The following is a 24,976-nucleotide window of genomic DNA, read 5'->3' as shown; positions in this document are numbered from 1 at the left end:
ATCAATACTAGCTTAATTTTTTGCTTTTTGTAGCAAGTGCTCAATGAGTAAAGAGCAGACAGGAGACTGGCGACCTTCCTCTTTGGTTGCAAGTAGTAAATTGCGTTTTGCCCAAGCATCGTCAAGGTGAATGACTTTAAGATCCATCGCTTTAATTTGGGGGGCGCATGCTTGTATTGGTAATATGCCAACACCAAGATTGACGGCGATCATCTGACACATTGCATCGTAACTTCTCACCTGAATACGTAAGCGCATTTGCTTGTTTAGCCGTTCAGCCTGTCTTGAGGTGAGCTCAAGTAAAGAGCTGCCGCGATTGAGTCCAACAAAGTCATAGGCAAGACATTCTTCAAAAGAAATACTCTTACGACTCTTGATGGGATGTGACTTATTGCAAACGACTACTAATTCATCTTGACCGATGATGCTGGTCTCTAGTCCAGCTGTAGGGGTACCTTCGGCAAATACCCCAATATCAGCAATACCATCTAAAAGGGCTTTGACAATGTCGCCACTAATCTGCTCTTCTACGTCCACCTGAATATCAGGGTGAATTTTTAAAAAGCTCGCCAGCGAATTTGGTAAGAACTCAGTGAGGGCGGACATATTGGCCCACAAGCGCACATGTCCTTTAGCACCTTTTGCATACTCGCCAAGCTCGTTGCTAAATTGCTCAAAGCCTTGAAAAAGTCTTAAGGCATGTTGCATGACTGCATGTCCAGCTTGCGTCAGAGTTACACCTTTGGCAGTTCGCTCTAGTAGTGTTAGTCCAACTGTTTCTTCCAGTTCAGAGATTCTGCGGCTCGCCGCTGAGAGGGCAAGATGGCATTCGCTAGCACCCTTAGTGATGCTGCCAGATTGGGCTATAGCGCAAAATAACTTCAGAGTGACAAAATCGACTCTAGAGGGGTTTATTTGCGGTTTCATGGGGGTATTCTAGCAAGCCTTCGCAAAATGAGAAGGCTTGCTCAGCACATAGCAATTCCCAAAGGGGATAACTGCGGTTATTTTTCTAGTATGAAAACGAATGAAGCTGTAAAGGGATCTCAGATGGAGCCGCTATCCGGATTAAAAGTAATTGAGATGGGGCAGTTAATTGCTGGACCATTTGCCGCTAAGACATTGGCTGATTTTGGTGCTGATGTAGTCAAGATTGAGCCGCCTAAGGTGGGTGATGCACTGCGAAAGTGGCGTCTATTAAAAGACGGCACATCCGTATGGTGGCAAGTGCAATCTCGAAATAAGCGATCACTTTCATTAGATCTGCGACAAGCTGATGCGCAAGATATTGTTAGAGCTCTTGCTAAAGAGGCAGACATTTTGATTGAGAACTTTCGCCCAGGAACTTTGGAGGGGTGGGGTCTTGATCCAGATAAATTAATTGAGCTAAACCCAAAACTCATCATTCTGCGAATTAGTGGATATGGGCAGACAGGTCCTTATAAGGACAAGCCTGGATTTGGTGTGGTGGCTGAAGCAATGGGTGGTTTACGACACCTCACTGCAGAGCCTGGACGTGTTCCAGTGCGTGTGGGCGTGAGCATTGGTGATACCTTGGCATCTCTACATGGCGTTATTGGTATTTTGTTGGCACTACAAGAGCGCCATCGAAGCGGTAAGGGGCAAGTGATTGACGTTGCTTTATATGAGGCCGTCTTTAACTGCATGGAAAGCCTACTTCCCGAGTACAGCGCATTTGGCGAAGTAAGGCAGGCTGCTGGTAGCGCGTTGCCAGGCATTGCTCCCTCGAACGCTTATCAGTGTGCAGATGGGGGGTATGTCTTGGTTGCTGGTAATGGCGATAGTATTTTCAAGCGCCTGATGAGGCTTATTGGTCGCGAAGATTTAGGCAGCGATCCTGCTTTAGAAAACAATGATGGTCGTGTGAAACGAGTGCAGGAATTAGATCAGGCAATCGGCACATGGGCAAAAGCGGTGACTACAGATAAGGCACTTGAATTACTCGATTCCGTTGCTGTACCTGCGGGGCGTATTTATACCGTGGCGGATATCGCCAATGATCCGCACTATCGAGCACGAGAGAACATTCAAGTCATACAAATGCAAGATGGCAGTAACTTAGAGGTGCCGGGTGTATTGCCTAAGTTGTCACGCACACCTGGATCAATCAAAACACTAGCACCAACAATTGGTCAAAATACCGATGAAGTTTTGAAAGAGATTGGCTTAAGTGAAGCCCAAATTGCTTCCCTAAAAGAACGTGGCGTTGCCTTTACACAATAAGACTCGATAAGAAAAGATGATGACCAGAATTTATTTCAATGACGTAGTAACAAGAGACGGATTTCAGATTGAGCCGAACTTTATTCCAACGGAAGATAAGGTACGCTTAATTGATGCGATGAGTCAGTGCGGTTTCGCAAAAATTGAAGTAACGTCTTTCACCTCACCCAAGGCTATACCAATGTTAAGAGATGCCGAAGAGGTGATGGGCAAAATACAGCGGGTTCCTGGCGTGGAATACACCGTGTTGGTTCCCAATCTTCGCGGGGCAGAGCGTGCGCTAGAGTCCAAGGCGGACGAATTCAATCTTGTGATGTCAACTTCAGAGACTCATAACTTAGCCAATTTACGCATGGGTAGAGAAAAGAGCTTTACTGGTTTAGCCGAGGTAATTCGGTATGTTGATGGCAGGACACCTATCAATGTTTCATTATCAACTGCGTTTGGTTGTCCAATGGAAGGCGATGTACCACAAGAGGTGGTAGAGCAATTTTGCCAACGGTTTGCGGATCTGGGTGTCCGTGGACTAACCATATGCGATACCACTGGTATGGCAAACCCAGCGCAGGTTATACAAATGTCAGACTCTTTGCAAAAGAAATTTCCCCAACTGCAATTGACGATGCACTTTCACAATACAAGAGGTATGGGTTTAGCCAATGTATTGGCAGCAGTGCAAAGTGGCATTGTTCGATTTGACGGCTCGCTTGGTGGGTTAGGTGGTTGTCCATATGCGCCAGGTGCCAGTGGCAATATTTCCAGTGAAGATGCGATTCATATGCTTGATGCAATGGGCTACGACACAGGTGTAAATATTCCTAAATTATTAGATCTTGCAAGAGAATTGCCGCAGATAGTGGGGCATCCTGTTCCGGGACAAGTTGCCAAAGCAGGTCGCAGTTGCGATTTGCATCCTGCCCCTGGATATATTCAAGAACTTCAATGAGTTGTGAGAAATAAAAAATATACAGAGGACTTATATGATTGATCACTTGGATCACTTAGTTCTAACTACTGCAAATGAGCCGGCATGTATTGATTTTTATACCCGTGTTCTGGGTATGAAGCTAGAGTCATTTATAGGTGGCACTCCACCAGTAGAGCGCAAGGCGTTTACCTTTGGAAATCAGAAAATTAATCTACACATCAAGGGCAAAGAATTTGAGCCCAAAGCCAATCTACCAACGCCTGGCTCATTAGATCTGTGTTTCATTGCGGATCGACCCTTATCCGCAGTAATACATCATTTGGAACAAGAAAGCTGGCCCATTATTGAGGGTCCAGTTGTGCGGACAGGTGCAACTTCAAAGATTAACTCTGTTTATGTGCGTGACCCTGATCAGAATCTGATTGAGATTAGTGAGCTGATTTAACCTCTACCAACAAATGGCATGTTGGTGGCCATGATGGTCATATTCAGAATGTTCGACTCTAAGGGAAGTTGTGCCATATGTAGAACTGCTTGACCAACATGATCCACGTCCATACGAGGTTCTACCTTGATGGATTGATCGGCTTGAACGATACCTGCGGCCATTCGCTCGGTCATTTCAGTAGCTGCATTGCCAATATCGATTTGTCCGCAAGCAATATTAAATGGGCGACCATCTAAAGCGATTGTTTTGGTTAATCCACTGATGGCGTGTTTGGTGGCAGTGTATGGGGCTGACATGGGTCGTGGCGCATGAGCGGAGATCGAGCCATTATTGATAATTCTGCCGCCTTGTGGTGATTGCGCCTTCATCATGCGGATAGCCTCTTGAGAACATAAGAATGCTCCACAAAGATTGGTGTTAACCACGCTCATCCATTGCTCATAAGTTAAATCTTCCATGGGGATGGCGGGTGCACCCAGTCCTGCGTTATTAAACAAAACATCGATGCGACCAAATTTTTGTTTTGTTGCAGAAAACAGTTTTTTTACCTGCTCGGGATTGCCAACATCACATGCTACAGCGAGACAGTTAATGTCGTTACCGCCAATATCGCTAATGGCTTTTTGTAACTTCTCTAAGTTGCGTCCTGCCAGTACAACCTGATAGCCACCTTGCAATAAGGCTTTAGCAGCTGCTCGTCCAATTCCGGCGCCAGCGCCTGTAACTAAAGCAACTTTGTGATTTGATTGAGTCATGATCTTTTTAGTATTTGCAGTGAAATTTAGCGGTATTGTTATTTTATGATTGCCTGCTTAGCTTAAATCATTTTAAGAAATCTAAGCCTTAATCCGTGTGCTCTTTCGGACTCTTTCGTAAAACGCATTCGGTTTAGTTTTGATCCAGCGTATAAAGCGTTGCATTTCTGGATGCTCTTGCAATGCGGCCGCATTGTTAAATTGGTTTGCTAACTCTGTTTCAGTAAAAAGGGCATGCACTTGCCGATGGCAGATGCGGTGCAGAAACTCGGTAGTTTTACCCCCTTTGGACTTGGGCACAAGATGATGAGCATCTTTCTGGGATGCTGGAATAGGGCGATCGCAAATCGGGCAAATGATCTCCTGAGTATTGGCTATTACTCGAGGGGCTTGCGAGATTAATTTTTGCCGAATTTTACCGATCATCGTTTGCTAAGTAATTACTGGGTTCATACGAGTTTAGTAAATAAGTCTTAAACTTGCAGAATGCCTAAAGCCCTAGCCAAAATACTTTCTCAAGAGGATTTATCTCGCCTCATTGAGATGGCTTGGGAAGACAGAACGCCGTTTGAGGCGATTGAGGCCACATTTGGCTTATCTGAATCTCAGGTGATTCAGTTGATGCGTAGAGAACTCAAAAGAACTTCATTTGAGTTATGGCGTGAACGAGTCTCTGGAAGAGTCACAAAGCATGTGGCACTTCGAAGTAAATTGGTTCAACGTGCTTATTGCCCCACTCAATATAAAAGCAAATGAATCAACCCAAAAGACTCATATTGATTCTAGGGGATCAGCTTGATAAGCAAAATGCTGCTCTGAAAGATTACGATTTTCAGCGTGATGAAGTGATCATGATTGAATCAGTTCCTGAGGCTCAAGTTGTTTGGTCTCATAAAGCCAAAATAGCTTTATTTCTATCAGCGATGCGCCATTTTGCGCAAGAGCTCAAAGCCGAAGGATATTCGGTTCACTACATTCAAGATTCAAGCTTGTCGATAGTAGATGCGCTAAAGGATGCTTTAGAGAAAAAGAATATTTCACAATTGGTTTGCATTGAGCCTGGTGAGTGGCGCTTAAAGCAGGATATAGAGAAGCTTGCCAAAGATGCAAATTTTCATTTGGATATGCGCGAAGATGATCACTTTTATTGCAGTCATCGAGAGTTTAGAGAGTGGGCTGCCAATAAGAAAGAATTACGTCTGGAGTTTTTCTATCGATTAATGCGCAAAACACACGACATTCTTTTGGATAAAGATGGCAATCCCGAGGGTGGTCAGTGGAACTTTGATCAAGATAATCGAAAGCCTTATCCAAAATCTGGTCCTGGAATTATTGAAACCCCTATTTTGTTTGAGCCTGATGCCATTACGCGCGATGTGATTGCATTTGTGAAAAAGCAATATCCTGAGCACCCAGGTTCGCTCGACCACTTTCGTTGGCCAGTGACACGTGAGCAGGCATTAGAGGCACTTCAATATTTCGTTGACTATCGCTTGAGAAATTTTGGCATCTATCAAGATGCGATGTGGACGGATACGCCCTATGGATGGCACTCAATTTTGTCCAGCTCCTTAAACCTTAAGCTTCTCAATCCGAGAGAGGTTATTGCAGCGGTAGTAGATGCTTGGAAAAAATACTCTCTTGATCTTTCTACAGTCGAGGGCTTTATCCGCCAAATATTGGGTTGGCGAGAATTTGTCAGAGGCATGTATTACCTCGATATGCCTAAGATGGCTGCAGATAATTACTATGATCATCAACGATCTTTGCCAAGCTGGTATTGGACTGGTAAGACCAATATGCGTTGTATGCAAAACGCCATAGGTCAAACACTGAACTATGGTTATGCGCACCATATTCAGCGTTTAATGGTTACAGGTAACTTTGCCCTGTTAGCAGAAATATTGCCATCAGCGGTATGTGATTGGTACTTGGCGGTTTATGTAGATGCGATTGAATGGGTTGAGTTACCCAATACTGCAGGAATGGCATTATTTGCAAATGGCGGTCGCTTTACCAGCAAGCCCTATATCGCAAGCGGCGCCTATATTAAGCGTATGAGTAATTATTGTGGAGATTGCCAATATAAGCCCGATGTCAGATTTGGTGAGACGGCATGCCCAGTGACAACTCTCTATTGGAATTTTTTGATTCAGCATCGCGAGCAATTTGATGGCAATCCCCGTACACGCTTGATGACGGCAAATCTGAAGAAGATTCATGATGCTGATCAGGCTGCCATTGTGGAGCATGCTCAGAAAATACTCAATAATCTGGATCGCCTATGAAGGGCGTAAAAACTTCGTTTAAGGGTAATAAATCTTTTTTGCCAAGCAAGCTTTGTGTTGTTTGTAAAAGGGAGATGACTTGGCGAAAGTCATGGGAAAAGAATTGGGACTCTATTAAGTATTGCTCAGACGCTTGCAGAAAGCGTTCCGATAAAGCCTAATGAACGAGAGCTACCAGGGCAATTTCTCGCCAGAGTAAGAATAAAAGTTTCCTGTGTCTTTGGATTCAATGTTGCTCATGACAGTTAGCATGTCAGTGCAAGCATCATGGGCAGGACGGCCGATTTGCTGACCGCGAAAAGGTTGCGATAGTCTGGAATTAACAGTACCAGGGTGCATAGCTATTAAAGCAATATTGGGTTTTGTTCTTGCAAGTTCGATTGAAGCCGTTTTAATTAGCATATTGAGTGCAGCCTTAGAGCTCCGATAGCTGTACCAACCACCCAAGCGATTGTCTTCAATACTCCCAACTTTGGCCGAGAGTGTAACCATTAAGCTTCCCGCTGGATCCAATAGCGGCAAGAAATGACGAATGGTTAAGGCTGGTCCAATCGCATTAATTTGCATGAGTTCAGTCAATTGATCTGGGTTTAAATCTTCTAGTCGTTTTTCTGGCATCCATTGACTTGTGTGTAATACCCCGATCGTATTAATGATCAGTTGATAAGGGCCATCTTGGGAGAGTGCGATTGCACTGGTTTGAATAGTATCGGGATCAAGATAATTAATGGGGGGTATTGAATTGCGGTGAATACCCGCAACCCCTACGCAAGAGGGGTTATTTTGCAGTAGGTCAACAAATCCTGAGCCAATCGTTCCCGAGGAGCCAATGACTAATGCACGAAAGGGTTTGGAGAGTATTTTCAAGTGGGTAAAAAGTAAGCTAGTGTTCTGTGAGTTTATTGAATAAGTCTTACACTTGCTCTATGGCAGGCAATTTACAAAAACTCACCTTGTTTTATGATGGCGCATGCCCTTTGTGCCAGGCTGAGATTCTGTTTTTATCTAGACGCAATCAGCAAGACCTGCTCAGATTTGTAGATGTGAATTCAGAGCAATACGATGCTGCTAAATTGGGTGTTTCTTGTGAGCAAGCTCTCGCGGCAATGTATGCCCAATATGAAGATGGCTCCTTGATTCATGGTGCAGCGGTATTCCCTGAAGCTTATCGAAGGGCAAATCTACCATTTCTAGCCTGGCTATTTTCTAGGCAGATCTTGCAGCCATTATTACAGTTCTCCTATCAAGTTTTTGCTAAAAATCGACATGCGATTTCAAATGCTCTTGGTCCAACTGCATTGCGTTTAGTACAGAAAAAATGATGCGATTTGTTACAAAGATTGTTGTGGTTTCTACGTTATTAGTAGGATGTGGATTGGCCTCTATAGGTCTTGCGCGTGAACTCACTTTTATTGATCAGGCTTTAAATCCTGCAAAGCTGCAGGGCGGTGGCAAACTGACTTGGTGGGGGCTACATGTATACGATGCTAGCCTTTATCGTTCGGGCTCCTTTAGCTCCTCTGAGTTTGCTTTGGATTTGCAATATCACAAATCCTTAAATGGACTTGCCATTGCCAATCGTTCCGCCGAAGAGATGCGCAAGTTAGGCGTGCCTGATTCACAGGCGCAGAATTGGGGAAAGCAATTGGCTAGCTTTTTGCCAAACGTAGAGCCTGGTCAAAGTCTGACGGCAATCTATAACCCAAAACAAGGAACCACTTTCTATTTTGATGGAAAGCCACTTGCACAAATAGCAGGGCCTGATTTTTCTAGAGCGTTTTTTGGAATTTGGTTGGATTCAAAAACCAGCGCACCCAAATTGCGTGAACAGTTATTGGGGCAGCACTGTCCACCACCCTTATTACAGGAATCTTGTAACCAATGAAAAGTCTATTGAAGAAATTATTGGTATTAGCTCTTTGCGGGCAGTTTTTGTTCGGTTGCGCAGGGCCTCAAGTATCCCAATATGCTAATGAGAAGCCCACTCTAGATTTGAGTGAGTATTTCAATGGCACGATTGATGCTTATGGCATCTTCACCAATCGCAGCGGTCAAGTGGTGAAGCGATTTACGGTGCTCATGCAGGCCAGCTGGAAACTGGTGGATGGCAAAAAAGTAGGCGTTCTGGATGAGAGTTTTGAATATTCAGATGGCACTAAGCAAAAACGTATTTGGACCATTACTGAGGTTTCCCCCGGTAAGTATGTTGGTAGGGCGGATGATGTTGTAGGTGATGCCAATGGTATTGCTGCAGGCAATGCGCTTAATTGGGCATATACGCTTGCACTACCTGTAGATGGCACCATTTATCACGTTCAGTTTGATGACTGGATGTATCTGATGAACTCAAAAGTGATGCTCAATAAAGCCAAAATGAGTAAATTTGGCATTGAGTTAGGTGAAGTGACACTCAGTTTTTATAAGCGTTAATTTTGATTTATCGGGAACGATAAAAAACCCCAGAAGTATCTCTGGGGTTTTTTATTTGTTGACTGATGATTACGCGGCGATCTTGACCGGTGCCTCTTCGCTAACAGAGTGACGAATGAGGTAATCAAACGCACCCAAAGAGGCTTTTGCTCCTTCGCCCATAGCAATGATGATTTGCTTGTATGGAACGGTAGTGCAATCACCTGCTGCGAATACGCCTGGAACTGAAGTTTCACCTTTAGCATCAACCGTGATTTCGCCACGAGGTGATAGGTCAACCGTGCCTTTAAGCCACTCAGTGTTTGGCAACAAGCCAATTTGCACAAAGATGCCTTCGAGTTCAAGCGTGTGCTCAGCATTGGTGTTGCGATCTTGATAGCGCAAGCCATTCACTTTGCTACCATCGCCCAAGACTTCCTTAGTGAGTGCGCTCTTAATCACAGTCACATTCGGGAGGCTAAACAACTTAGTTTGTAAAACTGCATCAGCACGAAGTTGGCTATCGAATTCAATTAAGGTAACGTGACTCACAATGCCCGCTAAGTCAATTGCAGCTTCCACTCCAGAATTGCCGCCACCAATAACGGCAACACGCTTGCCTTTAAATAGAGGGCCGTCGCAGTGAGGGCAGTAGGCTACGCCTTTATTGCGGTACTCTTGTTCGCCAGGAACATTCATTTCTCTCCAGCGTGCGCCAGTGCTAATGATGACCGATTTGCTTTTGAGTACTGCACCGTTAGCCATCTCTACTTCAATGCCAGAGTTGGTTTTGCGTAAAGCATTAGCCCGTTGTAGGTTCATGATGTCTACTTCATAATCCTTCACGTGCTGCTCTAAAGCTTGAACAAGCTTAGGGCCTTCGGTATGGGATACAGAAATGAAGTTTTCAATTCCTAAGGTGTCCATTACTTGACCGCCAAAGCGCTCAGCAACGATGCCTGTGCGGATACCCTTACGAGCAGCGTAAATTGCCGCCGCAGAGCCAGCAGGTCCGCCGCCAATCACTAATACATCAAAGTCGCCTTTGGCATTGAGCTTAGCTGCTTCCTCTTCTGCACTGCCAGTGTCAAGTTTTGCGATGATCTCTTCTGCGCCCATGCGCCCTTGACCGAATACCTCGCCATTCAAGATCACAGTTGGGACCGCCATGATCTGGTACTGATCAACCAAGGGTTGGAATAGAGCACCATCGATCATTTCGTGCTCAATATTTGGGTTGATTGCCGCCATCAAATTGAGCGCTTGAACTACGTCAGGGCAGTTATGGCAAGACAAGGAAATAAAGGTTTGGAAGCGCATCTTGCCGTCTAATTTACGAATACGCGACAGAATATCTTCTTCAACCTTGGGTGGATATCCACTCGCTTGCAAGATTGCCAAGATGAATGATGTCATCTCATGACCCATTGGTAAGCCAGCAAAGCGAATGCGAGCCCCTTCCCCAGTTTTACTGACGGTAAAGCTGGGAACATGTTCATCATTGCCGTTCGTTTGTACAGTGATTTTGTTTGACTGCTCGGCAACTTCATTGAGTAGTTCACGCATTTGAGCAGAAGCTGGACTGTCGTCTAACGATGCAGTTAGAGTGATTGGAGAAACAATCTTTTCAAAATACGCTTTTAACTGGGTCTTAATGTTGTTATCTAACATGGTGACATCCTTTATAAAAATTTCAGTGGGTCTATTGGACAGGATCTGATCCTCTCCAATAGACTCTCCGAAGAGAGTCTGATTGGTTGAGGTTTAGATAATTAAATCTTTCCTACAAGATCCAAAGATGGTGTCAAAGTTGCTGCACCTTCTTTCCATTTAGCTGGGCATACTTCACCTGGGTGAGCAGCTGTATATTGAGCAGCTTTGAGCTTGCGCAATGTCTCAGATACGTCACGTGCGATTTCATTGGAATGAATCTCAGCTGTCTTGATAACACCTTCTGGGTTAATGATGAAAGTGCCACGCAATGCCAAACCAGCTTCAGGGATGTGAACGCCAAAAGCATTTGTTAGTGTATGGGTTGGATCGCCAACGAGTGGGAACTTAGCTTTACCAACAGCTGGAGATGTCTCATGCCAAACTTTGTGTGAGAAGTGAGTATCCGTTGTAACGATATACACTTCAGCACCCATTTTTTGGAACTCAGCATAGTTCTCAGCTGCATCCTCAATCTCAGTTGGGCAGTTAAAGGTAAATGCTGCTGGCATGAAAATGAGAACTGACCATTTACCTTTGAGGGTCTCGTCAGTAACAGTTACAAATTTGCCATTGTGGAATGCTTCGGTTTTAAATGGTTGTACCGCTGTGTTGATAATAGACATGGTGCTCCTTTTCCTTTTTAACTAAATGATTTGTGAAAAACTTTGACAACGGGGTCCATTCTAGGGACTATCTTTATATTTGTATAATGAATAATATTGATATAAATAATCGATTTATTAGATAACAAAATCTAGCTTTTTCTTGCTTAAACACCCTCTAATGCGTGGATAATGGCGGCTAGTCCAAACCCGTTTCAATACGATCCCAAAAGAGCCCATTCATGCGCATTTCAATAACGCTAATAAAACCCATTTTCTGGATTGTTATCGGTCTGTTGGCCCTTTCCGGTTGCCAATCAACCGGTAAAGATGGCAAGCCACTAACCCAGCAGGAGATTCTTGAAAAGCGTGCAGCAACCCTAAAGATGGCTCAAATGGGCTTAGATGCTTTGCTAAAGCAAAATCCAGCGGCTAAAAAAGAAATTGATGCGGCAGCAGGGTATGCGGTTTTTAATGCGACCAACATCAATATTGTGTTGTTGGTAGTGGCGCGTGGCGAAGGGGTTTTATATGACAAGCGCCGTAAAGAGCCTGTATTTATGCAAGATGTTAAGACCGGGGAGGGCTTGGGTGCTGGCTACCAAAAACAATATCAAATCGTCATATTCAAAACCACTTCTGCAATTGATCAGTTTCTACTCTCGACAATAGACGGTCAGCAAGGTGGAATTGATGTAGATGCTAATTTCTCGGCTGGCTCTGGCGGAACGATTCGTTCGTTTAATCCCAATATCACCATATATACAGTTGGACTATCTGGTTATGACTTACAGGCAAACTACGGTGGCGCTTTATATTTGGTAGACCAACAATTAAACGACGCGGCAACCCTTAATAGCATGCCTAAGAAGGCAACGTCAGGCACCGCTACAGCAAAATAATCGCCAAAAGGATGTGGGGTCTGGTGAGGCAAGGCTCTACTGGTATTTCTCTATGGCAAGACCCCTAAACTGGAGTAGATTGGTATTTACCAATATCTCTATGGAGGGGTTATGAGTAAAAGTCCACAAAAGGCAATTGATGCTAGTAAAGCGGCTAGTCGTGTTGCAATGGAAAGCGCCCAAGCGATCGCTAGTATTAATCAAAAGACCGCCCAAGAATTCGCTGAATTAATTCAACAGCGTGTTTCTGATCTCATGAAAGCCCACGATCCAAAAACAGCATTTGATTATGTGCATGCAGAAGTTTTGCAGGATGCCGCAAAAGAAGTGATGCATTATCAACAGCAATTAATGAATGTACTTAAAAGCGGTAATCAAGAGTTGTCGCAAATTGCCGAAGAGATGATTCAGGCATCAAAAAGCGATTTAATTCATTTTGTAAACGATGCAACAAATAATGCACCCGTTGGAAGCGAAGCCTACGTTTCTATTTTTAAAACTTCTTTCAATAATGCACTGCAGAACTTTGAGTTAGTGCGTGCCGCCATGGCTGACTCTTTTGCAAGCTTTGAAAAGAGTGTTGAGAGTGTTAGTAACTTGTCGGCAGCAAAAGCCCCTTCAAAGAAGAAGTAGAGCTGACGGCAAAAGTTTTAATACCGCAGTTGAAATTGCAGAGCGGTTTGAATGGTTTGGAGATGGATTGCTACAGTAGATTCAATCTCTTTGCCATAACCGCCTGCCATTGAGAATGCAATTGGAGTATTTCGGTCAAGACCATACTGAAATATGGCCTCGTCTCTTAATTGCATGCCTATTTTAGTAATGTTGAGTCTGCCAAGACGGTCATCCTCGTGAGGGTCAGCGCCAGCCAGATAAATAATGAAGTCAGGTCTAAATCGATTATCTAATTGATCAAGACATTCGTGCAGGGCGCGTAAGTAAGTTTGATCATCGCAGCCATCATCAAGTCCGCAATCTAAGTCACTCACCTCTTTCTGAAATGGAAAATTGTTTTCTCCATGAATGGATAAGGTAAATATCGATGGGTCATGCTGCAGTATTGATGCCGTGCCATTGCCTTGGTGTACATCGAGGTCAATAATTGCTGCCTTTAACTTTGAGCTCACTTCTTTTTGTAGGGTCCGTGCGGCAACCGCTGCATCGTTAAAAACGCAGAAGCCACTACCGCGATTGCGATAAGCATGATGTGTGCCGCCAGCCAAGTTTCCCGAGATTCCCTCCTGCATTGCACTCTTGGCTGCAGCGATAGTTGCGCCTGCAGAGCGTCTAGAACGCTCAACCATCTTTTCGCTCCACGGAAAGCCAATTTCTTTTTGTTCTGCATCGCTTAACTTTCCGCTGGTCACTCTTAAGAGATAACTTGCATCATGGGCATAGAGTAGTTGGGTGTCACTTGCTGCAGGAGCCTCAATGAGAAATAGATTGGGAAGTTCACCAACCAAGTCACGTAAGCGTGAATATTTTTCCATCGGAAAGCGATGTCCCGGGGGAAGGGGTAAAACAAAGTGGTCGGAGTAATAAGCGTTCAAGGTTTGCCAATCGATTATTTGAGTCATTCTAGCGGTGCTTTGATGCGCCTGCTGAAGGGCATCTTTTGGGGTATGATATTTTTTTCAAAACAAATATAAATAGGTGACACGTGACTAAAGCGCGAGTGGTGAGTTTAGATAAGCTTGGCAGTGCTGATGTAATCAAAGTGATCGATAAAGAACTGCCGCCGCCAGCAAAGGGCGAAGTGCAGTTACGACAAACTGCGATTGGTTTTAACTTCATCGATGTGTATCAACGCTCAGGGGTCTACCCCTTAGATTTGCCAACGGGTCTAGGTCATGAAGCAGTCGGTGTCGTGGAAGCTTTGGGCGAAGGTGTGACTGGTCTCAAGGTAGGTGATCGCGTCATGTATATGAACGCAGGCATCGGTGCATATGCAAGCGCACGCAATGTTGCAGCAGATAAGGTAGTTCCTGTTCCTGGCAATATCTCTGATGAGGTAGCAGCCGCAGTTTTTTTTAAGGCAATGACAGCGCAATATTTAGTGCAAAAGACTTATAAAGTCAAAGCGGGTGATATTGTTTTAGTGCATGCTGCCGCTGGTGGCGTAGGGCAAATTTTGGCGGGCTGGGCAAAAGCACTGGGCGCCTTTGTGGTCGGTACAGTCGGTTCGCAAGCAAAAGTGGCGTCAGCAAAAGCTGCTGGTTGTGATGCTGTGGTGGATTACTCTCAACCAAACTGGGTAGAGGAAGTCATCAAAGTCACAGGCGGTAAGAAGGCGAATGTAGTCTATGACTCTGTTGCTAAAAATACGTTCTTAGGATCCTTGGACTGTGCCGCTCCGTTTGCTACCGTTGCTCTCTTCGGCGCTGCTTCTGGACCTGCTCCTGAGATTCAGCCAGAAATCTTAAATAAGAAAGGCTGTCTCTTCTTAACAAGACCATCTGTCTTTCCACATAACGCTACTCATGAATTACTTCAGGAAAATGCGAAGGCTGTATTTGATGCGATTTCAAAAGGACATGTCAAAGTGGAAATTGGTGCTAAATTTCCGCTAGAGCAAGCTGCAGATGCGCACCGCGCTGCAGAGGGTAGAAAAGTGTCTGGCGCAATCGTGCTCATTCCTTAAATTCACGAAGCTCAAATTCAAGCCCTGTTACAGCAGGGCTTTTTTATTTTGTGCGTCAGCGGTAATATCAAAAATATGAAACATTTTCTCAATCACTTCCTTGCATATTTCATTTTGGTTTTTAGTGGTTTTGCTTTGGCTCAGATTCCAGGCACTCAGCATTCCGAAGGAATTGCCTATATTAGTGGTGGCGTTGGCGAGGAAGAGAGTGCTGCAATATTGGCTGAGGCAAAACAGTGGCCAGTTTTGTTGGAGATGTCTCAGTTGGAGAATGGCAGGGGTGTATGGATATTTGGGGCGCAAATTAAGATCACCGATCAGGAGCAAAAGACGATTTTTAACGCGCAGGCGGATGGCCCATATATGTTGATTAATCTAGCGCCTGGAAGCTATCAAGTCATCGGCAGTTATCAAGGCGCAGAACAAAAGCGTAATCTGATCGTGAAAGCTGACTCTTCTCAGAAGCTCAATATTTTCTGGAAATAAACCCTCAAGAACTTGAGTGCAACTGCTTAACATTGTTGCGTTGCCGTACAAACTCATCAAGCTGATAGCCCTGATTTGGGATATAGTTTTCTTATTCATAAATAGATTGGGAGACAAGTTGATGAGAAATCATTCGTTCAAAAAAGTTTTTGCTAGTGTTCTGCTAGCGCCTTTAGTGCTGGTTACAGGACAGTCAGCGCTGGCACAGAGCGCGCCTGTGGCGCAAGGTAAAACAGAATTGCTTTGGTTTGGTCAAGCTGGCTTTCGGATTAAAACGCCTGCTGGCAAAATGATCCTGATAGATCCTTGGATTACTGGTGGACCTAAGACACCACCCCAATATAAAAATGACCTTGCTGCGATTGGACCGATTGATGCGGTTTTAGTGACTCATGCCCACGTCGATCATATTGGTGATGCGCCAGCCGTCGCGAAATCAAACAATGTCAAGCTGTACGGCCCAGCAGATATGGTGACGCCACTTATTACTTTAGGAATTCTTCCAGCGGATCTCGGTTGGCGTTTTAATAAGACTGGTCGAGTTACTCCGTTGCCTGGTGTAAAAGTAACGGCAGTGCAGGCAGAACACTCTTCCTTATTGGTTTGGAAAAATCCAGCAACGGAAAAAATGGAATCACATCCTGCTGGAGAAGCAATGGGTTACATCATTGAATTAGAAAACGGATTCAAGATTTGGCATATGGGTGACACTGGGCTATTCAGTGATATGAAATTTATCAGTGAGCACTACAAACCAGACTTGGTGCTTATTCCGATCGGCGGTAATTTCACCATGGCGCCAGACGATGCTGCCTTTGCTTTAAAAACTTGGGTGAAACCAAAAATGGTGATTCCAATGCACTACAACTCCAATCCCATGACTAAAGGCACGTTAGCTGAGTTTCAGGCTGCAATGAAGGGAAGTAACATCAAAATCATTCCCATGACAGAGGGAGAAACAGTGCAGTTCTGATCATTGGCCGAGTTAAAAGCCCGAAACTCCAAAAACCCCGCAGATTCTGTGGGGTTTTTTATTGAGAATGCACCATGTATTGTAATTAGTTCTAATTAGTACTAAACTAGTCCTAGTTAGTACTTTTCATTGTTTATCTCATGCAAACACATTTTTTGCCCGTTTTGAGAAATTTGGTTTCTGCCTATCAGGCATTTGAACGTTATTCAGCGCCAGATCTTAGAGCGATGGGCTTAACCATGACTCAGTTTGATGTCATTGCTACATTGGGTAATCAGCCGCCAATGACATGCAAAGAATTGGGTGAAAAAACTTTAGTTACCAAGGGGACCTTAACGGGTGTTTTGGAGAGATTGGAGTCAAAGGGCATTTTGGAGCGCAAATTAAATCCAGAAGATGCTCGTAGTCAGATGATTGGGTTAACGATAAAAGGGCAGAAATTATTTGAAAGAGTGTTTCCTGCACATTTGCAACATTTGGGCATCGCATTCAATCAATTAAGCGCTGGAGAGCTTGAGAAGCTGTCAACGGCATTGCAAACACTAACGAATACATTTAAATAAATTTTTACAAACTAAAGGAATCAATATGAACGCAATTTGCAAATCTAGCGCAAGACCATTGGCATTAGTAGCGCGTATTTTGCTGGCCGCAATTTTTATCTCTGCTGGTACATCAAAACTCTTTGGTTTTGATGGTACGGTTGCTTACATTGCATCAAAAGGCTTGCCTGTACCAACAATCATCGCAGCGCTAACGATTGCGTTAGAGGTATTAGGTGGAATAGCGGTAGCAATTGGTTATAAAGCTCGCCTAGCAGGGTTCTTGCTGGCAATCTTTACACTCCTAGCAGGCTTTATTTTTCATAACTTTTGGGCGGTTCCGGCAGACCAGGCTTATATTCAAAACATTATGTTTATGAAAAATTTAAGTATGGCTGGTGGCTTACTGCTCTTGACAGTATTTGGTGCCGGTGGACTTTCAGTCGACGCTAAAAGCAAGGCAAATGAGTCTTAATTAAAACTATAGAAAGGAAATCAAATGACAAAAGTTACAGTGGTATTTCATAGTGGTTATGGTCACACCGTTAAGCAGGCAGAGGCAGTTGCAAAAGGCGCGAACGGAACTTTGGTCGCCATTGATGCTGAAGGTAATTTAACCGATGCGCAGTGGGCTACCCTCAATGAAGCGGATGCAATTGTGTTCGGATCACCAACCTACATGGGAACGGTAAGTTGGCAATTTAAGAAATTTGCTGATGCAAGCTCAAAGCAATGGTTTTCACAACAGTGGAAAGATAAAGTGTTTGGTGGTTTCACAAACTCAGCCACAATGAACGGTGATAAGCACTCAACACTGCATTATTTCTTTACCTTGGCGATGCAGCATTCTGGATTGTGGGTTGGCACTGGTTTAATGCCATCCAACTCAAAAGCAGCAAAGCGTGATGATGTGAACTATGTAGGCTCATTTGCAGGCGCTATGATGCAAACGCCATCAGATGCTAGTGCTGATGAAGTGAATCCTGGTGATCTTGAGACTGCCAGACTATATGGTCAGCGTATCGCCGAAATTGCAAAGCGGATGAAGTAAGCAAATTCCAATTTTGGCTTTTGGAAAACCACCTTCGGGTGGTTTTTTCAATTCAGTGGTGCAAGGCTTATAATGACGTAAGCAATTGAATTAAAAGAGATTATTCTTTAAATACCCCTTTACGTATGTTTGACAGCCATTTGGGGCTCTTGGACAATGCGTTTGGCGCTTTGATTCAAGCCCTCAGCCCCCATGACAGCCCAATTTTCTTCGACCTTCGCCCAAAGTAGCTACACGCTACAAGCTCGAGATTTGGCTTGCATGCGTGGTGACCGAAAACTATTTTCTAACATCAGTTTTGATTTATCTGCTGGCGATTGTCTTCATGTGCGTGGCGAGAATGGGGTTGGAAAAACCAGTTTGCTGCGTTTATTAACAGGACTATCTAAACCCGAGGTTGGTCAGGTTTTATGGAACCATGAGTTGATTGCAAAACAAGTTAATCAATATCATCGCAATCTATTGTTTTTGGGTCATCGTGATGCTCTCAAAGAAGAATTCAGTGCGCTTGAAAATCTCCAGACCTATGCTGCCCTTGATGGCATTGATTTACCTCATGAAAAGGCCTTAGCTGCGCTGTGGCGTTTTGGATTGCGTGGCCGCGAAAATCTGCCAGTCAATTGTTTATCTGCGGGTCAGAAGCGCAGGGTATTAATGGCGCGCATGCTGACAAGACAGGCTCAGTTGTGGATATTAGATGAGCCCTTTAATGCGCTCGATGTGAACGCAGTTGCTCTGCTTGAGGGTTTAATGGCTGAACATTTAACCTCGGGCGGTATATTGGTATTGACTAGTCATCAGGCAATTCACATCCCCAATGTGAAGGCGTTAGATTTATGAGCGCCCTATTTGCAGTAGTTCATCGTGATTTGTTATTGGTGGCGCGCCGCAAGAGCGAGGTACTTACTGCATTATTTTTCTTTGTGGTAGTTACCAGCCTTTTTCCATTGGGAATTGGTGCTGATGCAGCACTGTTGCGTAAGATTGCGCCAGGAGTCATTTGGGTCGCAGCCTTGCTGTCAACACTATTAGGATTGCATCGTATGTTCGCTGCTGATTATGCTGATGGTGCTCTTGAGCAAATGGCTTTATCACCACAGCCAATGGTGATGATTGTTGCGGGAAAAACTCTGGCGCATTGGATTGTTTGCGGACTGCCATTGGTGATTTTGGCGCCCTTGATTGGAATTCAGTTTGATCTAGATAACAGTTCTTTATATGTACTGATGGGAACACTTTTGTTAGGCACCCCAGTTCTATCTCTATTGGGATCTATTGGTGCGGCATTGACTCTTGGCGTGCGTGGCGGCGGTTTGTTGGTGAGCTTGCTCATATTGCCTCTCTATACCCCAGTACTCATTTTTGGTGCCGGTGCGGTTTATGCCAATAGTGTTGGTTTGGATACATCAGGGCATTTTTCCTTGCTAGGCGCTATATTCATTTTGGCATTAGCATTTGTACCTTGGGTTAGCGCTACTGCTGTAAAGATTGCCATTGAATGACAGAGATCAACACCTTTTCAAATAACCGCTTGATTAATTGGTTTAAGTTATCAAGTCCTAGCACCTTTTATCCGGTGGCAGGTAAGCTCATCCCGCTTTTTTGGATCTTGACAGCTATTTTCGGGCTCATTGGTTTATGGATTAGTTTTTTTGTTGCGCCCGTGGACGCCGTTCAAGGACAAGGCTACCGAATTATTTTTATTCACGTGCCTGCGTCTTGGATGTCAATGTTTATTTATATTGTCATGGCTGCTTGGGCTGGAATCGGTTTGATTTTTAATACGCGTTTATCTGCAATGATGGCGCAAGCCTTGGCACCTGTTGGTGCATGGATGGCATTTCTATCTTTATGGACTGGTGCTTTTTGGGGCAAGCCGATGTGGGGTGCGTGGTGGGTTTGGGATGCGCGCCTAACATCTGAATTAATTTTGTTATTTTTGTATTTGGGTTTTATTGCTTTACAAGCTTCTATAGATAACCCCAGAAGAGCGGATAAAGCTGGCGCAATCTTAGCGTTGGTTGGAGTGGTGAACGTGCCAATCATTTATTTTTCAGTGAAATGGTGGAATACCTTGCATCAAGGCGCTTCCGTTTCCTTAACAAAAGCTCCCGCAATGGCGCAAACAATGTTGTGGGGAATGCTGATGATGGCGCTCTGTTTTTGGATGTATTCGATTGCAGTGGGATTGATGCGAGTGCGCACGATTATTTTGGAGCGTGAAGCCCATGCAGATTGGGTGAAGCAGTTAGATGAGGTGAATAGTTAATGTGGAATAGTCCAGCAGAATTTTTTGCGATGGGTGGTTACGCCTTGTATGTATGGTGCAGCTTTGGTATTTGTGTCTTGGTCATGTTTATCGAGCCAGCAAGTATTCGCATTCGTAGAAAAGCGATCATTAAAAGATTACAGCAGGAACGGCTTGCAGAGCAGTTTGATAAAGAGGGTCGTCAGTGAAGCCAAGACATAAACGCGCGTTGATCATCGTTGCAGCTCTCGCTGCAATTGCGATTGCTGCCATGTTAATTTTGAATGCACTCAATAGCAATATTGCTCTTTATGTAACACCAAGTGATGTTGCTGCTGGTAAAGCCCCACAGAGCCAAGCATTTCGGATTGGCGGAATGGTGAAAGATGGGTCTTTAAAGCGTGATGGCTTGACTGTGCACTTTGTGATTACTGATATGGTCAAAGATATTCCAGTGTCTTACACCGGTATCTTGCCGGATCTATTTAAAGAAGGTAAGGGTGCTGTTATTCAGGGGCGACTAAATGCGAATGGTGAATTTGTTGCAAGTGAAGTGCTTGCTAAGCATGATGAAAATTACATGCCCCCTGAAGCAAAGCATGCATTAGAGCAGGCACAGAAAAATGGAAGTCAAAAATGATTCCTGAGTTAGGGCATTTTGCGCTAATCCTGGCGCTTTGCGTGACATTGATTCAGGGTGTTTTGCCTTTGTTAGGCGCGCATTATGGCCGTCGTGAATTTTTAGTGTTAGCAAGGCCAACTGCGCAAACAGCATTTCTCTTACTGGCGATTGCATTTGGAACTTTGGCATGGAGTTTTTATGTCAATGACTTCTCCGTGCTTTATGTAGCAGAGCACTCAAACTCACAGTTGCCAGTCATTTATCGCTTGGGTGCGGTATGGGGTGGCCATGAAGGGTCTTTATTACTGTGGATATTCTTGTTAGGCACGTGGACAATCTTGGTTGCCCAACTTTCAAAAGCCTTGGATGAGTTTATGGTGGCTAGGGTAATAGGAGTGTTGGGCTTAGTCAGCAGTGGGTTGTTACTGTTTGTGTTAACTGCATCTAATCCTTTTGAGCGTTTATTACCAGCCGCTCAGGATGGGAGATCATTAAATCCCTTATTGCAAGATCCTGGCTTGGTATTTCATCCGCCGATGTTGTACATGGGGTATGTTGGTTTTTCAGTGGCTTTTGCTTTTGCCATTGCCTCTTTGCTCTCTGGCAGATTAGATGCCGCTTGGGCGCGTTGGTCTCGTCCTTGGACTACGGCAGCTTGGATATTTCTGACGCTGGGTATCGCTTTGGGTTCATGGTGGGCTTACTATGAACTTGGTTGGGGCGGTTGGTGGTTCTGGGATCCCGTTGAGAACGCATCATTTATTCCATGGTTAGTGGGCACAGCTTTATTGCACTCATTAGCAGTGACAGAAAAGCGTGGTGGCTTCAAGAGTTGGACTGTATTGTTAGCTATTACCGCGTTTTCACTTTCTTTATTGGGAACCTTTTTAGTTCGCTCTGGCGTGCTCACTTCCGTTCATGCTTTTGCTACTGATCCACGGCGTGGCATTTTTATTTTGATCTTCTTATCTTTGGTAGTGGGCTCATCTTTAACTTTATACGCGTGGCGCGCACCTAAAAATACGCTGGGTGGAAAATTTAGTCTGAGCTCTAGAGAGACTTTTATTTTGTTGGGCAATGTATTTTTAGTGGTAGCAGCTGGATCGGTGTTGCTAGGCACGCTTTACCCTTTATTGATTGATGCCCTCCATCTCGGCAAAATTTCTGTAGGCCCCCCATACTTCAATAGTGTTTTTGTGCCGATTATGGTGCCACTCTTAGTACTCATGGGTGTAGGGCCGTGGACCAATTGGAAAAATACGGACTTAATGTCGGTCATCAAGCGCCTATGGTCAGCTGGCTTGATTGCGGTGATTGCTGGAGTTGCCATTCCATTGGTGATGGGTCAGTTCACCTGGTTAGCAGGACTTGGTTTCTTATTGGCTTTTTGGATTATTGCTTCAGGAGCTTTGCAAATATTGCGGCAGCTCAAATTAGGAAAGCCAACCCGATCTTTTATTGGAATGCAAATTGCGCATCTTGGCATAGCAGTTTTTGTAATTGGTGTAACCATGGTAGGTGCATATCAAGAAGAAAAAGATGTCCGCATGCTTGCTGGTGATACAGTGAGTGTTGGGGGTTATCAAATTCAGTTGCAAGGGGTTGAGCGTGTGCCTGGACCAAACTATCAGGCGATGCGTGGCACCTTTACGTTAAGTAAGAATGGCATAAACCAAGCAACTTTGTATCCTGAAAAACGAAATTATTTCTCATCAACTATGCCAATGACTGAGGCGGCAATTGATATTGGTTTAACTCGTGATCTCTATGTTTCTCTTGGCGAAGAATTGGGTGACAAAGCTTGGGCTGTGCGCGTGTACTACAAGCCTTTTGTTGATTGGATTTGGGGTGGCTGCTTATTGATGGCTTTGGGCGGAATATTGGCGATGATGGATAAGCGTTATCGCATGAAGCTGCAGAAAGTCTCGCCATGAAAGCTAAATTTTTAATTCCATTAATTTTATTTATTGTTTTAGTAGTTTTTTTAGGGATCGGGCTTAATCGAGATCCGCGTGAAGTGCCTTCGCCGCTGATCAATAAGCCAGCCCCAGCTTTTGAAGTCGCCCAATTAGCTCAACCGAATAAAACCTTCTCGCCAGCTAGTATGAAAGGGCAGGTTTGGATACTGAATGTTTGGGCTTCATGGTGTGTTGCCTGTCGTGAAGAGCATCCAGTATTAGTTGAGTTGGCAAAATCAAATCAAGCGCCAGTGATTGGCTTGGATTACAAGGATAAGCGCGAAGATGCATTAGCAATGCTGCAACGCCAAGGTGATCCTTATGTGCTCTCAGCATTTGATGGCAATGGTCGAGTAGGCATTGATTATGGGGTGTATGGTGTTCCCGAAACATACATCATCGATCAGGCTGGCATCATCCGGTTCAAGCACATTGGTCCGATCACGATGCAGGTTTTAAATGAAAAAATGTACCCATTAATTCGTGAGTTAAAGAAATCATGAAATATGTTTTCTTGACGATAGCTTCATTTTTTATATTGAAATTTTCGTATGCAAATGATGCTGCACCATTAGTAGATGATCCTGTAACAGAGCAGCGCTTAATCAGTATTTCCGAGGAAATGCGTTGTTTAGTTTGTCAGAATGAATCTTTAGCAGGCTCTCGATCCGATCTTGCAAATGATCTTCGCAGGGAAATTCGCACGCTCATTAAAGAAGGTAAGAGTGATGAGCAGATTCGTAGTTTTATGGTTGAGCGTTATGGTGATTTTGTGCTCTATCGTCCACCCGTTAAGCCGATTACCTGGCTGCTTTGGATTGGCCCATTTGTTATCTTATTAATTGGTATTGGATTTTTATTTTCTTATTTACGTCGTCGCAATGCGAGTGTGGTCACAACAGATCTCACGGCTGAAGAAAATAAAAAAATTGATGCGCTTTTAAATACTCTCTCTAAGGGCAGGCAGGATTAACCTCATGATCAGCTTTTTCATTCCTGCAATTCTTCTATTAGTAATTGTTTTGGTGTTGCTTCTTAAGCCATTGATATTTGGCAAAGGAGGCGAAAGTACGTCACGTCGCCAAATGAATGCTGCTATTTACCAAGAAGAATTGGAAAAATTAGCAGCAGAACGCGCTGCTGGAAAAATTGATGCTCAGGAGTATGAAATTAGTCATGCCGAGATGCGTCAGCGTTTATTTCAGGATGCCGAGGTCGAAGACGACAAAGCAATCATGGGCTCTACTAAAAAAGTCATCATTGGCCTGAGTGTATTTATTGTGCTTGTGTCTTCGGGTTTGTATCTCGGGTTGGGTGATGCATTTCGAGTGGCACAAAACAATCAACAAAAGCCAATGACTCAAGCAGGCGTAGAGCAGATGGTTGCTGATTTTGCGCTCAAGATGGAAAAAGATCCTAATAATCTTAAAGGGTGGGCAATGTTAGCTCGTTCCTATCGAATCTTGGGACGCAACGAAGAAGCAGCAAAAGCATATGCGCGTGCTGGTAACTTTATTAATGATGATCCCGAGCTGTTAGCTGAGTATGCTGATGTATTGGTGGGCGTTGCTAAGGGAAGTTTTGTTGGCAAGCCAATGCAATTAATTCAGCAAGCCCTCAAATTAGACCCAAATAATCTATTGGCATTATGGCTCTCCGGTACAGCTGCTTTTACAAATGGAAATTATTCTTCTGCAGTGCAGACGTGGGAAAGACTGGCTAAATTATTGCCGCCCAATTCTGAGGAGGCGCGTGCGATTGCCACTTCAATTGAAGAAGCGCGTTCTAAGGGTGGGTCAATTGCCGCGCCTGTGGCAACGGGAAAATCAATCAGCGGTCAAGTTGAGTTATCTGCAGACCTAAAGTCCAAGCTCAAGCCTGGTGATACGTTGATGGTTATTGCAAGAAAGCCGGGCGAACGGATGCCGGTAGCGGTGTTGAAGGTGCCTGTCACTCAGTTCCCATTTAATTTTGTATTAGATGATTCCTTGGCCATGAATCCCAATATGCGGATTTCTGAGCTTCCAGAAGTTACTATAGAAGTTAGAGTTTCCAAGACTGGTATGGCTAAGCTTGAGTCGGGCGATTTGATATCAGCAATTCAGACTGTAAAGCTTGGTTCTTCTAATGTGCGTATATTGGTTAATCAAGTTTATCCGTAATCAC

At 44.3% G+C, this 24,976-nt stretch carries 33 protein-coding genes; 26 read left to right on the top strand and 7 right to left on the bottom strand.

What is annotated here, in order from left to right:
• Positions 1 to 12: 12 nt before the first annotated feature.
• On the bottom strand, positions 13 to 927 hold the full coding sequence (locus NHB34_RS07730; RefSeq protein ID WP_353427068.1) for a LysR family transcriptional regulator: 915 nt from the start codon (positions 925 to 927) through the stop codon (positions 13 to 15).
• A 90-nt stretch (positions 928 to 1,017) separates the two neighbouring features.
• On the opposite strand from NHB34_RS07730, the gene NHB34_RS07725 reads away from it, so the two are divergent.
• Genes NHB34_RS07725 through NHB34_RS07715 form a run of 3 tightly spaced genes read left to right on the top strand, consistent with a single transcriptional unit; the run spans position 1,018 to position 3,617 of the window.
• The gene (locus tag NHB34_RS07725) at positions 1,018 to 2,244 is read left to right on the top strand and encodes a CaiB/BaiF CoA-transferase family protein (RefSeq protein ID WP_353427067.1); all 1,227 of its coding nucleotides are present in this window, start codon (positions 1,018 to 1,020) and stop codon (positions 2,242 to 2,244) included.
• 19 nt (positions 2,245 to 2,263) lie between these two features.
• Entirely contained in the window at positions 2,264 to 3,190 is a 927-nt protein-coding gene (locus tag NHB34_RS07720) for a hydroxymethylglutaryl-CoA lyase (protein ID WP_353428580.1), read from the top strand.
• A 34-nt stretch (positions 3,191 to 3,224) separates the two neighbouring features.
• Complete coding sequence (locus NHB34_RS07715; RefSeq protein WP_353427066.1) at positions 3,225 to 3,617, top strand: VOC family protein; 393 nt, start codon at positions 3,225 to 3,227, stop codon at positions 3,615 to 3,617.
• Here NHB34_RS07715 and NHB34_RS07710 read toward each other — a convergent pair.
• A complete protein-coding gene (locus NHB34_RS07710) occupies positions 3,614 to 4,375 on the bottom strand; it encodes an SDR family oxidoreductase (RefSeq protein WP_353427065.1) in 762 nt (253 codons plus the stop codon). The two genes, NHB34_RS07715 and NHB34_RS07710, sit on opposite strands and share 4 nt — an antisense overlap.
• An 81-nt stretch (positions 4,376 to 4,456) precedes the next feature.
• Positions 4,457 to 4,801 (bottom strand): HNH endonuclease signature motif containing protein, encoded by a 345-nt coding sequence (locus NHB34_RS07705; RefSeq protein WP_353427064.1) that lies wholly within the window; start codon positions 4,799 to 4,801, stop codon positions 4,457 to 4,459.
• Positions 4,802 to 4,861: 60 nt separating this feature from the next.
• On the opposite strand from NHB34_RS07705, the gene NHB34_RS07700 reads away from it, so the two are divergent.
• Genes NHB34_RS07700 through NHB34_RS07690 form a run of 3 tightly spaced genes read left to right on the top strand, consistent with a single transcriptional unit; the run spans position 4,862 to position 6,824 of the window.
• Entirely contained in the window at positions 4,862 to 5,131 is a 270-nt protein-coding gene (locus tag NHB34_RS07700; RefSeq protein ID WP_353427063.1) for a TIGR03643 family protein, read from the top strand.
• Positions 5,128 to 6,663 carry a cryptochrome/photolyase family protein gene (locus NHB34_RS07695; protein ID WP_353427062.1) on the top strand — a complete coding sequence of 512 codons (1,536 nt, stop codon included), beginning with the start codon at positions 5,128 to 5,130 and terminating at the stop codon, positions 6,661 to 6,663. Before NHB34_RS07700 ends, NHB34_RS07695 begins: the two co-directional genes overlap by 4 nt.
• Positions 6,660 to 6,824 carry a DUF2256 domain-containing protein gene (locus NHB34_RS07690; RefSeq protein WP_353427061.1) on the top strand — a complete coding sequence of 55 codons (165 nt, stop codon included), beginning with the start codon at positions 6,660 to 6,662 and terminating at the stop codon, positions 6,822 to 6,824. The genes NHB34_RS07695 and NHB34_RS07690 overlap by 4 nt, the downstream gene beginning before the upstream one ends.
• A 10-nt stretch (positions 6,825 to 6,834) precedes the next feature.
• Here NHB34_RS07690 and NHB34_RS07685 read toward each other — a convergent pair whose 3' ends face one another.
• Positions 6,835 to 7,530, bottom strand: a complete 696-nt coding sequence (locus tag NHB34_RS07685) for an SDR family NAD(P)-dependent oxidoreductase (protein ID WP_353427060.1) — start codon at positions 7,528 to 7,530, stop codon at positions 6,835 to 6,837.
• A 59-nt stretch (positions 7,531 to 7,589) separates the two neighbouring features.
• Here NHB34_RS07685 and NHB34_RS07680 point away from each other — a divergent pair, with 59 nt between their 5' ends.
• Genes NHB34_RS07680 through NHB34_RS07670 form a run of 3 tightly spaced genes read left to right on the top strand, consistent with a single transcriptional unit; the run spans position 7,590 to position 9,093 of the window.
• The gene (locus NHB34_RS07680) at positions 7,590 to 7,985 is read left to right on the top strand and encodes a DUF393 domain-containing protein (RefSeq protein ID WP_353427059.1); all 396 of its coding nucleotides are present in this window, start codon (positions 7,590 to 7,592) and stop codon (positions 7,983 to 7,985) included.
• Positions 7,982 to 8,548, top strand: a complete 567-nt coding sequence (locus NHB34_RS07675; RefSeq protein WP_353427058.1) for a chalcone isomerase family protein — start codon at positions 7,982 to 7,984, stop codon at positions 8,546 to 8,548. The genes NHB34_RS07680 and NHB34_RS07675 overlap by 4 nt, the downstream gene beginning before the upstream one ends.
• The gene (locus tag NHB34_RS07670) at positions 8,545 to 9,093 is read left to right on the top strand and encodes a DUF3833 domain-containing protein (protein ID WP_353427057.1); all 549 of its coding nucleotides are present in this window, start codon (positions 8,545 to 8,547) and stop codon (positions 9,091 to 9,093) included. Before NHB34_RS07675 ends, NHB34_RS07670 begins: the two co-directional genes overlap by 4 nt.
• Before the next feature lie 69 nt (positions 9,094 to 9,162).
• Here NHB34_RS07670 and ahpF read toward each other — a convergent pair whose 3' ends face one another.
• Both ahpF and ahpC read right to left on the bottom strand, forming a co-directional pair.
• Positions 9,163 to 10,743, bottom strand: coding sequence for an alkyl hydroperoxide reductase subunit F (gene ahpF, locus NHB34_RS07665; RefSeq protein WP_353427056.1), 1,581 nt, complete (start codon positions 10,741 to 10,743; stop codon positions 9,163 to 9,165).
• Between the two features lie 101 nt (positions 10,744 to 10,844).
• Positions 10,845 to 11,408, bottom strand: coding sequence for an alkyl hydroperoxide reductase subunit C (ahpC, locus tag NHB34_RS07660; RefSeq protein ID WP_353427055.1), 564 nt, complete (start codon positions 11,406 to 11,408; stop codon positions 10,845 to 10,847).
• Positions 11,409 to 11,629: 221 nt separating this feature from the next.
• On the opposite strand from ahpC, the gene NHB34_RS07655 reads away from it, so the two are divergent.
• Together NHB34_RS07655 and NHB34_RS07650 are read left to right on the top strand one after the other, a co-directional pair.
• Positions 11,630 to 12,289 carry a hypothetical protein gene (locus NHB34_RS07655; protein ID WP_353427054.1) on the top strand — a complete coding sequence of 220 codons (660 nt, stop codon included), beginning with the start codon at positions 11,630 to 11,632 and terminating at the stop codon, positions 12,287 to 12,289.
• Positions 12,290 to 12,400: 111 nt separating this feature from the next.
• Positions 12,401 to 12,922 (top strand): phasin family protein, encoded by a 522-nt coding sequence (locus NHB34_RS07650; protein ID WP_353427053.1) that lies wholly within the window; start codon positions 12,401 to 12,403, stop codon positions 12,920 to 12,922.
• Between the two features lie 17 nt (positions 12,923 to 12,939).
• Here NHB34_RS07650 and NHB34_RS07645 read toward each other — a convergent pair whose 3' ends face one another.
• Entirely contained in the window at positions 12,940 to 13,839 is a 900-nt protein-coding gene (locus NHB34_RS07645; RefSeq protein ID WP_353428579.1) for a histone deacetylase, read from the bottom strand.
• 110 nt (positions 13,840 to 13,949) lie between these two features.
• Here NHB34_RS07645 and NHB34_RS07640 point away from each other — a divergent pair, with 110 nt between their 5' ends.
• The 15 genes from NHB34_RS07640 (at position 13,950) to ccmI (ending at position 24,972) form a co-directional block, all read left to right on the top strand.
• A complete protein-coding gene (locus NHB34_RS07640) occupies positions 13,950 to 14,930 on the top strand; it encodes a quinone oxidoreductase (RefSeq protein WP_353427052.1) in 981 nt (326 codons plus the stop codon).
• A 75-nt stretch (positions 14,931 to 15,005) separates the two neighbouring features.
• Complete coding sequence (locus NHB34_RS07635; protein WP_353427050.1) at positions 15,006 to 15,416, top strand: carboxypeptidase-like regulatory domain-containing protein; 411 nt, start codon at positions 15,006 to 15,008, stop codon at positions 15,414 to 15,416.
• Between the two features lie 121 nt (positions 15,417 to 15,537).
• On the top strand, positions 15,538 to 16,389 hold the full coding sequence (locus NHB34_RS07630; RefSeq protein ID WP_353427049.1) for a metal-dependent hydrolase: 852 nt from the start codon (positions 15,538 to 15,540) through the stop codon (positions 16,387 to 16,389).
• 140 nt (positions 16,390 to 16,529) lie between these two features.
• Entirely contained in the window at positions 16,530 to 16,952 is a 423-nt protein-coding gene (locus NHB34_RS07625) for a MarR family transcriptional regulator (protein ID WP_353427048.1), read from the top strand.
• Between the two features lie 25 nt (positions 16,953 to 16,977).
• On the top strand, positions 16,978 to 17,406 hold the full coding sequence (locus NHB34_RS07620) for a DoxX family protein (RefSeq protein WP_353427047.1): 429 nt from the start codon (positions 16,978 to 16,980) through the stop codon (positions 17,404 to 17,406).
• Between the two features lie 24 nt (positions 17,407 to 17,430).
• Entirely contained in the window at positions 17,431 to 17,982 is a 552-nt protein-coding gene (locus NHB34_RS07615; protein ID WP_353427046.1) for a flavodoxin family protein, read from the top strand.
• A gap of 192 nt (positions 17,983 to 18,174) precedes the next feature.
• A complete protein-coding gene (gene ccmA / locus NHB34_RS07610; protein ID WP_353427045.1) occupies positions 18,175 to 18,822 on the top strand; it encodes a cytochrome c biogenesis heme-transporting ATPase CcmA in 648 nt (215 codons plus the stop codon).
• Positions 18,819 to 19,484, top strand: a complete 666-nt coding sequence (ccmB, locus tag NHB34_RS07605) for a heme exporter protein CcmB (protein WP_353427044.1) — start codon at positions 18,819 to 18,821, stop codon at positions 19,482 to 19,484. Before ccmA ends, ccmB begins: the two co-directional genes overlap by 4 nt.
• Entirely contained in the window at positions 19,481 to 20,251 is a 771-nt protein-coding gene (gene ccmC, locus NHB34_RS07600) for a heme ABC transporter permease CcmC (RefSeq protein ID WP_353427042.1), read from the top strand. The genes ccmB and ccmC overlap by 4 nt, the downstream gene beginning before the upstream one ends.
• Positions 20,251 to 20,439, top strand: a complete 189-nt coding sequence (ccmD, locus tag NHB34_RS07595) for a heme exporter protein CcmD (protein ID WP_353427041.1) — start codon at positions 20,251 to 20,253, stop codon at positions 20,437 to 20,439. The genes ccmC and ccmD overlap by 1 nt, the downstream gene beginning before the upstream one ends.
• Positions 20,436 to 20,870, top strand: a complete 435-nt coding sequence (gene ccmE, locus NHB34_RS07590) for a cytochrome c maturation protein CcmE (RefSeq protein WP_353427040.1) — start codon at positions 20,436 to 20,438, stop codon at positions 20,868 to 20,870. Before ccmD ends, ccmE begins: the two co-directional genes overlap by 4 nt.
• A complete protein-coding gene (locus tag NHB34_RS07585; protein ID WP_353427039.1) occupies positions 20,867 to 22,786 on the top strand; it encodes a heme lyase CcmF/NrfE family subunit in 1,920 nt (639 codons plus the stop codon). The genes ccmE and NHB34_RS07585 overlap by 4 nt, the downstream gene beginning before the upstream one ends.
• Positions 22,783 to 23,313: a DsbE family thiol:disulfide interchange protein gene (locus tag NHB34_RS07580; protein WP_353427038.1), complete on the top strand. Its 531-nt coding sequence runs from the start codon at positions 22,783 to 22,785 to the stop codon at positions 23,311 to 23,313. Before NHB34_RS07585 ends, NHB34_RS07580 begins: the two co-directional genes overlap by 4 nt.
• A complete protein-coding gene (locus NHB34_RS07575) occupies positions 23,310 to 23,783 on the top strand; it encodes a cytochrome c-type biogenesis protein (protein ID WP_353427037.1) in 474 nt (157 codons plus the stop codon). Before NHB34_RS07580 ends, NHB34_RS07575 begins: the two co-directional genes overlap by 4 nt.
• 4 nt (positions 23,784 to 23,787) lie before the next feature.
• Positions 23,788 to 24,972: a c-type cytochrome biogenesis protein CcmI gene (gene ccmI, locus NHB34_RS07570; RefSeq protein ID WP_353427035.1), complete on the top strand. Its 1,185-nt coding sequence runs from the start codon at positions 23,788 to 23,790 to the stop codon at positions 24,970 to 24,972.
• Positions 24,973 to 24,976: the final 4 nt, after the last annotated feature.

Source organism: Polynucleobacter sp. MWH-UH19D (genome assembly GCF_040409795.1).
In the GTDB taxonomy this organism is placed as follows: Bacteria; Pseudomonadota; Gammaproteobacteria; order Burkholderiales; family Burkholderiaceae; genus Polynucleobacter.
The sequence above is the reverse complement of the archived record's forward strand: the minus strand, read 5'-3'. Positions and strand labels throughout refer to the sequence as shown.

Bases quoted from the DNA above. Each gene is read 5' to 3' on its own strand.
- NHB34_RS07615 (WP_353427046.1), top strand. From the start codon at position 17,431: ATGACAAAAGTTACAGTGGTATTTCATAGTGGTTATGGTCACACCGTT.
- NHB34_RS07580 (WP_353427038.1), top strand. From the start codon at position 22,783: ATGAAAGCTAAATTTTTAATTCCATTAATTTTATTTATTGTTTTAGTA.
- ccmD (WP_353427041.1), top strand. From the start codon at position 20,251: ATGTGGAATAGTCCAGCAGAATTTTTTGCGATGGGTGGTTACGCCTTG.
- NHB34_RS07670 (WP_353427057.1), top strand. From the start codon at position 8,545: ATGAAAAGTCTATTGAAGAAATTATTGGTATTAGCTCTTTGCGGGCAG.
- NHB34_RS07635 (WP_353427050.1), top strand. From the start codon at position 15,006: ATGAAACATTTTCTCAATCACTTCCTTGCATATTTCATTTTGGTTTTT.
- NHB34_RS07690 (WP_353427061.1), top strand. From the start codon at position 6,660: ATGAAGGGCGTAAAAACTTCGTTTAAGGGTAATAAATCTTTTTTGCCA.
- NHB34_RS07650 (WP_353427053.1), top strand. From the start codon at position 12,401: ATGAGTAAAAGTCCACAAAAGGCAATTGATGCTAGTAAAGCGGCTAGT.
- ccmA (WP_353427045.1), top strand. From the start codon at position 18,175: ATGACAGCCCAATTTTCTTCGACCTTCGCCCAAAGTAGCTACACGCTA.
- NHB34_RS07630 (WP_353427049.1), top strand. From the start codon at position 15,538: ATGAGAAATCATTCGTTCAAAAAAGTTTTTGCTAGTGTTCTGCTAGCG.
- NHB34_RS07705 (WP_353427064.1), bottom strand. From the start codon at position 4,801: ATGATCGGTAAAATTCGGCAAAAATTAATCTCGCAAGCCCCTCGAGTA.
- NHB34_RS07720 (WP_353428580.1), top strand. From the start codon at position 2,264: ATGACCAGAATTTATTTCAATGACGTAGTAACAAGAGACGGATTTCAG.
- NHB34_RS07575 (WP_353427037.1), top strand. From the start codon at position 23,310: ATGAAATATGTTTTCTTGACGATAGCTTCATTTTTTATATTGAAATTT.
- NHB34_RS07730 (WP_353427068.1), bottom strand. From the start codon at position 927: ATGAAACCGCAAATAAACCCCTCTAGAGTCGATTTTGTCACTCTGAAG.
- NHB34_RS07680 (WP_353427059.1), top strand. From the start codon at position 7,590: ATGGCAGGCAATTTACAAAAACTCACCTTGTTTTATGATGGCGCATGC.
- NHB34_RS07655 (WP_353427054.1), top strand. From the start codon at position 11,630: ATGCGCATTTCAATAACGCTAATAAAACCCATTTTCTGGATTGTTATC.
- NHB34_RS07710 (WP_353427065.1), bottom strand. From the start codon at position 4,375: ATGACTCAATCAAATCACAAAGTTGCTTTAGTTACAGGCGCTGGCGCC.
- ccmI (WP_353427035.1), top strand. From the start codon at position 23,788: ATGATCAGCTTTTTCATTCCTGCAATTCTTCTATTAGTAATTGTTTTG.
- ahpC (WP_353427055.1), bottom strand. From the start codon at position 11,408: ATGTCTATTATCAACACAGCGGTACAACCATTTAAAACCGAAGCATTC.
- NHB34_RS07675 (WP_353427058.1), top strand. From the start codon at position 7,982: ATGATGCGATTTGTTACAAAGATTGTTGTGGTTTCTACGTTATTAGTA.
- ccmB (WP_353427044.1), top strand. From the start codon at position 18,819: ATGAGCGCCCTATTTGCAGTAGTTCATCGTGATTTGTTATTGGTGGCG.
- NHB34_RS07725 (WP_353427067.1), top strand. From the start codon at position 1,018: ATGAAAACGAATGAAGCTGTAAAGGGATCTCAGATGGAGCCGCTATCC.
- NHB34_RS07625 (WP_353427048.1), top strand. From the start codon at position 16,530: ATGCAAACACATTTTTTGCCCGTTTTGAGAAATTTGGTTTCTGCCTAT.
- NHB34_RS07620 (WP_353427047.1), top strand. From the start codon at position 16,978: ATGAACGCAATTTGCAAATCTAGCGCAAGACCATTGGCATTAGTAGCG.
- NHB34_RS07715 (WP_353427066.1), top strand. From the start codon at position 3,225: ATGATTGATCACTTGGATCACTTAGTTCTAACTACTGCAAATGAGCCG.
- ccmC (WP_353427042.1), top strand. From the start codon at position 19,481: ATGACAGAGATCAACACCTTTTCAAATAACCGCTTGATTAATTGGTTT.
- ahpF (WP_353427056.1), bottom strand. From the start codon at position 10,743: ATGTTAGATAACAACATTAAGACCCAGTTAAAAGCGTATTTTGAAAAG.
- NHB34_RS07695 (WP_353427062.1), top strand. From the start codon at position 5,128: ATGAATCAACCCAAAAGACTCATATTGATTCTAGGGGATCAGCTTGAT.
- NHB34_RS07700 (WP_353427063.1), top strand. From the start codon at position 4,862: ATGCCTAAAGCCCTAGCCAAAATACTTTCTCAAGAGGATTTATCTCGC.
- NHB34_RS07585 (WP_353427039.1), top strand. From the start codon at position 20,867: ATGATTCCTGAGTTAGGGCATTTTGCGCTAATCCTGGCGCTTTGCGTG.